This is a genomic window from Candidatus Aquicultor secundus, from assembly GCF_002791875.1.
Taxonomy (GTDB): domain Bacteria; phylum Actinomycetota; class Aquicultoria; order Aquicultorales; family Aquicultoraceae; genus Aquicultor_A; species Aquicultor_A secundus.
Window position 1 is genome coordinate 1 of sequence record NZ_PFNG01000062.1, and the last position, 8,016, is coordinate 8,016.

The following is an 8,016-nucleotide window of genomic DNA, read 5'->3' on the forward strand; positions in this document are numbered from 1 at the left end:
GGCCCTTTTTGGCTGCGGGCTCGTAGGGTTTATCGACGATTACCGCAAAGTCGTAAAAGCCAGGTCGCTCGGCCTGAAGGCGCGCTCGAAGATTATCTGGCAGCTTGTGATAGCGATACTGGTAGGGCTGGTGGCGGTAAATTTTGCAAACCTTGCAACGACCGTGCAAATCCCGCTCACGCATCTTGTAATCCCGCTTGGCTCTCCGGCATTTAAGTTCTCGATAATGCACAAAGCGATAGTGGTCCCTATTCTTTATATCACCCTCGTTTTCATAATCATGACGGCGACAACGAATACGGTTAATTTGACCGACGGGCTTGACGGGCTCGCCGCCGGGACGGTTACAATCTCAATGCTTGCCTACGCCGGCATAGCGTTCCGGCAGAACCGGCTTGATCTTGCAATAATCTGTGCCGCGGTAGGCGGTGCCGCTATCGGTTTTCTATGGTTCAACAGCTATCCGGCCAGCATCTTTATGGGCGATACCGGGTCTCTCGGGCTCGGGGGTGTGATAGCGATTATGGCAATCCTGACTAAAACGGAGTTGCTGCTTGTTCTTATCGGCGGCATTTATGTGATAGAAGGTCTCTCCGTCATCGGCCAGATTGTGAGCTATCGCTGGTTTAAACGACGAATTCTAAAGATGGCGCCGATCCATCACCATTTTGAGATGCAGGGATGGTCTGAAACGCAGATAATGATGCGTTTTTGGATTATTTCCGGCATTTTCGCCGGTATTGGGTTTGGTATCTACTTTATGACGGCAACGAGTACGGCGTCACATTAGTGGCGCTCTAGAGAATAGAAAATTTTATATTTTCAAAACCCTTATTAATTGATGTGTGACCGAGGGCTAGGTAGCGGCCACGAGATAACGGCGACAAGAAGGTAATCGGGTGGAGTTTGTAGAAAAGAATATCCTGGTCATAGGGCTTGGACGTAGTGGGAAAGCGGCATCGTTAAAGCTGAAAGCGCTTGGCGCTACGGTGCTGGCCTCAGACACCTCTGAGAAAGATGAAATCAAGCAAGTTGCCGCCGAGCTTGAGAAAAGCGGCATTACCGTGCGGCTTGGTAAGCAGGAAGAAAGCTTGCTTGATGAAATTAATTTAATAGTGGTAAGCCCGGGGGTGCCGAGCCGCGTTCCGGTTCTTGAAGCCGCACGGCGGCGTGGTATCCCGATATGGAGCGAGATCGAGCTTGCCTACCGGCTGACCGGCAAGCCGATTGTAGCCATTACCGGAACAAACGGAAAAACCACAACGACGACGTTAACCGGAAAGGTATTTGAGGCCGCTGGGAAAAAACCGGCCGTTGCGGGTAATATCGGGGTCCCGCTTGTAACGGCGGTTGACGATGCGGATGTCGAAACACTGGTTGTTGAAGTGAGCAGTTTTCAGCTCGATACGATTGTCGATTTCAGGCCAAAGGTATCGGTGCTTCTTAATATTACCGAGGATCACCTTGATTGGCACCCGGATTTTGAGGACTACGTTCGGGCTAAGAACCGCCTGTTCGCGAATCAGACGGACGACGATGTCGCGATTCTCAATATGGATGATGAGGTAGTACGATCGCTTGCACCTCACATAAAGGCAAAAGTCGTTGGGACGAGCAAGAAACAGGAACTTCATCCGGGAGTTTTTATACGAAACGGTCGCGTTATCGCGGATATCGGCGGTGAGGTTGATATCTGCGGGGTTGATGAGGTAAAAATCCGTGGCGACCACAATTTAGATAATATTATGGCCGTCGCCGGGATATCTCTGGTATTTGGGATCGAGCCCACAGTAATTAAAGAGGTGGTTGCCGGTTTTACGGGTTTAAGCCACCGTACGGAGTTTATCGCATCTGTTGATGGGGTGGAGTATTACAACGACTCAAAGGCAACGAACGTCGATGCCACGGTAAAGGCGTTGACCGCTTTTAATAAACCGATTGTCCTTCTTGTTGGAGGAAGGAATAAAGGAAATAGTTTTACCGCCCTCGCCCAGTATATAGATATAAATAGGCAGGTAAGAGCGGTGGTCGGTTTTGGTGAAGCCGGCCATGAGATTTTAAGGGCGCTACCTGTCGGTACTCTTCAAGAGTATGCCGGAACGGTTGACGACGCGGTCGTACGGGCTGCAAGGCTCGCGCAACCCGGCGATATTGTATTGTTCTCACCGGCCTGTGCAAGTTTTGATGCATTCAATGGATATGCGCAAAGAGGCGAAGCATTTCGACAAGCCGTTCTGGCGCTCGGAGAAAAACATGGCGAGAGCAAAACAAAAAAATAAGAAAAATTATCACAGGCTGCTCGGCGTGGTTATCGTGATGATCCTGTTCGGGCTCATTATGGTCCTTTCGGCGAGCCACGCCCGGGCGTATGCGAGCACGGGCGATAGCTATTATTACATAAAAAAGCAACTTATCGCGGCTGGGATAGGGTTTGCGGCCTTAATGTTCTTGTCGAATGTTCCCCTGAAAACCCTGCAGCGTATGGTGCGGCCCGCCATGTGGGCGGCAGTTGGATTACTTGTTGCCGTCCTCATCCCGGGAATCGGCAAAAATGCCGGAGGCGCCACCAGTTGGATTCCCCTGGGCGGCTTTCAGATACAACCTTCTGAGCTGGCAAAAATCGCGGCTATCTTGTTTACCGCTGATTTTTTTTCTAAAAGAAGCAGGGGATTAAAGGACATAAGAGAACTTTATCCCTACGCCGGGGCTATATTGCTGATCATACTCCTGATTATGAAGCAGCCGGATATGGGGACAACTCTCGCCCTCTGTATCACACTATTTGTCATGTTGTTTGTCGGCGGTCTTAATATGAAATATATTGCTGCGGCGGCTTCCCTTGGCACGGTGTCTGCAATTGCTCTCATTTTTGCCAGATCATATCGCTTAAACAGGATTACCTCGTTTCTCAACCCGAACGCCGACCCCCTTGGCAACGGCTGGCAAATCAAGCAATCATTGCTGGCATTTGGCTCGGGTGGGCTAACAGGCGTTGGTTTTGGGATGAGCAGGCAGAAATATTTTTACCTGCCGGCCGCCCACACCGATTTCATCTTCGCCATTATCGGGGAAGAGCTTGGTCTTTTGGGCACGTTATTCACTATTTCACTCTTCGCACTTTTTGCCTACTATGGAATCAGGATTTCACGCCAGTGCAAAAGTCAATTCGGGTACCTGCTCGGCGTGGGTGTGACTTCCATGGTCGCCCTGCAGGCTATCGTTAATATGGGGACGGTAACCGCGGTGTTGCCCATAACGGGCATCCCGATGCCGTTTATAAGTTACGGCGGCTCGTCGCTGATGGCTAATCTCGCAGCGGTGGGCATCCTTCTCAGTATTGCGCTTGAAGGCAACAGGGGATCCGCTTCGCGCAGGAGAAGGAAGCCGCTTCGCGCCGTTGACGGCGGGGATATCGAAGAGACTACCAAAAAGGGCAAACACAGGGCAAAATCATCGAAGAAGCGGGCGAGGGCTAAGGCGCTGGAGGAGACCTCGAAAGCCAGGACAAAGAAGGTAAAGAAGAAAGAAATCAGGAGTCGTGTTAATGCGAGTAATAATAAGCGGGGGCGGAACAGCGGGTCACGTGTATCCGGGGCTGGCTCTCGCCAAAGCGCTACAAAAAGCAAGAAACGATCTTGAAATATTGTTTGTAGGCACATCGACCGGTCTAGAGGCTACACTTGTACCGCAGGCCGGCTTTGATTTTAAGGCAATTGAGGCGAGAGGGCTTCCAAGAAAGCCGTCGTTTAAGGCACTTGTTTCATTCATATCTGCAGGTAGGGGAACGATTGAGGCGGTAAGCGTGTTTCGTCGTTTTAAGCCGGACGTGGTTGTGGGTATGGGTGCCTATGTGAGTTTACCCGTCGTGGGGGGCGCTGTCTTGCGGCAGATTCCGACGGTGATCCACGAACAAAACGCCGTCCCCGGCCTGGTAAACAAAGTCCTTGGCAGGGTTGTAGGTGCAATTGCTGTATCCTATCCCGATATGAGGGGGTATTTCCCGGCAGATAGAAGGGTTGAGTTTACAGGCAATCCTATCAGGGAAGAGATTTTATCGACCGACAAAAGCAAGGCCAAACAAGCATTTGACGTGAACGCATCCCGGAGAGTTTTACTCGTGTTTGGAGGAAGTCGCGGTGCCAAAAAAATAAACGAGGCGGTAGTTGAGGCCTACGATCGGTGGCGGCATAACGACGGCTTGCAGATAATCCATGCTACGGGTAAGATAAACTATGAATCGGTACAAAGAGCGATTGATAAGATAAAACTACCTGAAGATAAGCTCAAATATACGGCCTACCCCTACCTGGACAATATGGGTGAGGCATATGCTGCGGCCGACCTTCTGGTATGTCGTTCGGGGGCCACGACGGTTGCCGAAATCACCGCAATCGGCCTACCGGCCATTATGGTCCCATACCCTTATGCGACGGATAATCACCAGGAGAAAAACGGCCGTGAGCTTGAAAGGCTCGGCGCCGCCAGGTTGATACTAGATAAGGATTTGGATGGCGTGTCTCTCAGCAAAGCGGTCGATGGGCTTATCTTGAGCGAGGATGCTCTTTTGCAGATGGCGGAGGCTTCGAGGCAATTCGGGCGGCCCGATGCCGATAAGGCGCTGGCCGATCTTGTATTTGAAATTGCCGAGAGCCGCAAACACTCGACAGAAAAGTAAAACGTTAAGAATATGTAAGATTATCGATGCTTAAGATGCAGAAACGTAAGGAGACACAATGGTTGAAAACTTGATGCATATCCACTTTGTCGGCATCGGCGGGGCCGGAATGAGCGGCATCGCGAAGGTCCTTCTTGATATGGGGTATAAAGTAAGCGGTTCTGATCTGAAAGAATCCCGTTATACCGCTTCACTAAGAGAAAAAGGCGCGATTATCTCAATCGGCCATAGTGCAGGTAACATCAACGACCCCGATGTGGTGGTTGTTTCCACTGCAATTCCCACTACAAACCCGGAAGTAAAGGCGGCCAAAGAGAGTAATATCCCGGTAATGCGCAGGGCGGAAATGCTTGCCGAGCTGGGCAAAAACTTGCGCAGCATAGCCGTGGCCGGAACGCACGGCAAGACGACTACGACTTCGATGATCTCGCTTACGTTTGAAAAAACCGGTCTCGACCCGACATTTCTTATCGGCGGGGAGCTTAACGATATTGGAAGCAACGCCAAGCATGGCGGCGGCGAGTTTTTCGTCACCGAGGCCGATGAGAGCGACGGCTCGTTGCTCTTTTTGAATCCTGAAGTAATCGTTCTGACCAATATAGAGGCCGATCATCTTGATTATTACGGTTCGCTCGAGGCGATCGAGGAGTTCTTCTTAAAATTTGTCGAGTCGCTGCCCGAACACGGGTTTGTCGTCGCATGTGCGGATAATCCGGGCGTAGCCCGCTTAATGGAGCGCTCCGAAAAGAGATTTGTAACTTACGGTGTCGAGCAGGAAGGCGAGAGCCGGCCGAGCGCGCACAACTTTATCGCGCGCAATGTGGTGCTGCATAAGTTCGGTAGCACCTATGACGCCTATCATAACGGCGCGCTTATCGGTGAAGTAAAGTTAAACGTGCCGGGCGTGCATAACGTCTATAACTCACTTGCCACAATCGCTTTAAGCAATAGCCTCGGTATTGAGATGGATGCCGTGTTGGGTGCGCTTAGCCGGTTCTCGGGCGTCAAGCGCCGCTTCCAGGTAATCGGGACAACCCCCGATTTCACGCTGGTCGATGATTACGCACACCATCCAACCGAAGTTGAGGCCACGCTTAGCGCGGCTAAAAGCGGCGATTGGAGCAGGCTCATCTGCGTGTTCCAGCCCCACAGGTACTCAAGAACCAAGTTTTTAAGTAAGGAATTCGGTCCGGCGTTTAGCAATGCGGATGTAGTTGTTCTTACGGATGTCTACGCCGCCGGAGAAGATCCGATTCCCGGCGTGACCGGTAAAGCCATAGTGGATGCCGTCCTTGCGGAAAGCCCGAGGAAAAACGTTGTTTATTTGCCTAAGAAAACAGAAATTCCAAAATTCCTGTTGGAAACGGTTAGAGAAGGCGACCTTGTTCTTACCATGGGCGCAGGGGATATAAGCGCTATCGGAGAGGATTTTCTAAAATTGCATAATCATCGAAGATAAGTATGCAATTTTAGAGCAATGGAGCAATAGAACAGATGTTGAACAACCGTTACGTGAGCAGGGCTTTTAGCACCTTACACAAGTATTTAAACGACAATGTTGTGAAAGGTAAAGTTCTTGCCAAAGAAACTACAATGAGGGTTGGCGGACCGGCGGAGATCTTTGCTGTCGCCGATTCGCTGGACCAACTGATCATTGTGCTTACCACCGCAAAGGAATGGGGACTTCCGCTTTTTGTTATTGGGAAGGGTTCCAATTTACTCGTATCTGACAACGGTTTTCCGGGGATCGTCCTGCGCCTGGGAAGAGATTTTATGCGAAAAAGAGTCGAGGCGGGTAAAATACAGGCCGGCGCCGCCGTTTCGTTGCCGTCTCTCGTCCAAACAGCCGCAAAGCACTCGCTCGTCGGTTTAAGCTTTGCCGTGGGCATCCCGGGCAACCTTGGCGGGGCTCTCAGGATGAACGCGGGCGCGCATGGAAAATCCATTGGTGATACGGTTGGCAATGTCGTAACCTATACGAGGGCCTGTGAACTCACAGTATTGAAGCGCGATCAGATAGATTTTGGATATAGGAACAGCAGTCTAAGCAGAGATGATATAATTGTCGAGGCGACGCTGGTTCTTGTGCCCGGTGATCCGGAGGTCATCAAGCATGAGATGGAGGACTATTTTTCCAAGCGTAAGAACAACCAGCCGTTGCAATTGCCAAACTCCGGAAGCATCTTTAAAAACCCTAAAGCCGGTTCGGCGGGAAAATTGATAGAAGAGACCGGGTGTAAAGGTATGAGAATAGGCGGCGCCGAAGTCTCCACCAAACACGCGAATTTTATAATTAATTGCGGCTATGCGACTGCATCCGATGTGTATCACCTAATGAAGGCCGTGCAGCAGCGGGTCTTTGAAGCGCGCGGTATCCTGCTGGTGCCCGAAGTCGAACTATTAGGGGAGTTCGACAAAGTCCTCTTAACGCCTACCAATGACAGATAAGGCAGGATAAGAAGGCACATACTATATCACTAAAAGAGAGTATCGTTACACCATAAGTAGTTTATTCAAAGCATTATTGGAAGCATAAGGGAAGCACAAGGTGATGCAAGTTGAGCGAAGGCAGGCAGATAGCAAAGACTAAAGCAGAAGAAAGACAGCAGAAACTTGTCCTTATCCGGCGAAAACGCCGCAACCAGATAGCGATTATTGCAGCAGCCGTATTTGTCGTGTTGATAGGGGCATTTGAACTCTATCATTCCGGGCTGTTCAACGTTACCAAGGTCGAAATAACAGGCAATAAGGCGGTGCCTGCCGCAAAGATTGCCCAGGTTTGCAATGTTGATCAGGAGACGAATCTGCTTAGCGTTTCAACGGAGGATATCCGGAATAAATTACTTAAGGAACCCTGGATAAAAGACGTAGCGGTTAAACGGGCGCTACCGCACACGCTCAAAGTGGAACTCGTCGAGCGCATGCCGGCCGTCCTCATTTCCTTTGGAGGGAAGTTTTACCTTGTCGATGAAGATCTCTTTGTGGTAGCCGAGCGACAGTACGCAGATGGCGCCAATGTCCCTACTGTTACCGATCTGCCTGTGGCCAAAATTAAAGTCGGGGATAAATTAATGAACGAGTCGCTTGATAATGCCGTTAAGTGTCTCAAATCCATGGACCCCGAGCTTAGAAAAACGATCGTTCTGATCTCGGCCCCATCGGTCGACAAACTTTCCTTATATAATAAAGACAACATGGAAATCCTTTATGGTGAGGCAAAGCAGGCCGACCAGAAAAACAAAGTCCTCCAGAGCATCCTTAAGGAACAGGGCCGCCAGGTAATCTTCATCGATATCCGAAGCTACCCCCACTCAGACCCGGTCTTGCGCCGTATCGATTCG

Annotated in this window: 7 protein-coding genes; all 7 read left to right on the forward strand. The window is 50.5% G+C overall.

Annotated features, from left to right (window positions below):
- On the forward strand, positions 1 to 790 hold a 790-nt coding region (mraY, locus tag COY37_RS02520; RefSeq protein ID WP_286975891.1), incomplete at its 5' end, for a phospho-N-acetylmuramoyl-pentapeptide-transferase.
- A 109-nt stretch (positions 791 to 899) separates the two neighbouring features.
- On the forward strand, positions 900 to 2,279 hold the full coding sequence (gene murD, locus COY37_RS02525; RefSeq protein ID WP_286679027.1) for a UDP-N-acetylmuramoyl-L-alanine--D-glutamate ligase: 1,380 nt from the start codon (positions 900 to 902) through the stop codon (positions 2,277 to 2,279).
- Complete coding sequence (ftsW, locus tag COY37_RS02530) at positions 2,254 to 3,639, forward strand: putative lipid II flippase FtsW (RefSeq protein WP_286679026.1); 1,386 nt, start codon at positions 2,254 to 2,256, stop codon at positions 3,637 to 3,639. Before murD ends, ftsW begins: the two co-directional genes overlap by 26 nt.
- Positions 3,545 to 4,675 carry an undecaprenyldiphospho-muramoylpentapeptide beta-N-acetylglucosaminyltransferase gene (murG, locus tag COY37_RS02535; RefSeq protein WP_286975893.1) on the forward strand — a complete coding sequence of 377 codons (1,131 nt, stop codon included), beginning with the start codon at positions 3,545 to 3,547 and terminating at the stop codon, positions 4,673 to 4,675. Before ftsW ends, murG begins: the two co-directional genes overlap by 95 nt.
- A gap of 58 nt (positions 4,676 to 4,733) precedes the next feature.
- Positions 4,734 to 6,134: a UDP-N-acetylmuramate--L-alanine ligase gene (gene murC, locus COY37_RS02540; RefSeq protein ID WP_286679024.1), complete on the forward strand. Its 1,401-nt coding sequence runs from the start codon at positions 4,734 to 4,736 to the stop codon at positions 6,132 to 6,134.
- 35 nt (positions 6,135 to 6,169) lie between these two features.
- The gene (gene murB, locus COY37_RS02545; protein ID WP_286679023.1) at positions 6,170 to 7,123 is read left to right on the forward strand and encodes a UDP-N-acetylmuramate dehydrogenase; all 954 of its coding nucleotides are present in this window, start codon (positions 6,170 to 6,172) and stop codon (positions 7,121 to 7,123) included.
- Positions 7,124 to 7,233: 110 nt separating this feature from the next.
- Positions 7,234 to 8,016: cell division protein FtsQ/DivIB (locus COY37_RS02550; RefSeq protein WP_286975897.1), on the forward strand; the 783-nt coding region annotated here is incomplete at its 3' end.

What these genes read in the sequence shown, in the direction of transcription:
- murC (WP_286679024.1), top strand. Translation starts at nt 4,734, where the DNA reads ATGGTTGAAAACTTGATGCATATCCACTTTGTCGGCATCGGCGGGGCC.
- murG (WP_286975893.1), top strand. Translation starts at nt 3,545, where the DNA reads ATGCGAGTAATAATAAGCGGGGGCGGAACAGCGGGTCACGTGTATCCG.
- murB (WP_286679023.1), top strand. Translation starts at nt 6,170, where the DNA reads ATGTTGAACAACCGTTACGTGAGCAGGGCTTTTAGCACCTTACACAAG.
- ftsW (WP_286679026.1), top strand. Translation starts at nt 2,254, where the DNA reads ATGGCGAGAGCAAAACAAAAAAATAAGAAAAATTATCACAGGCTGCTC.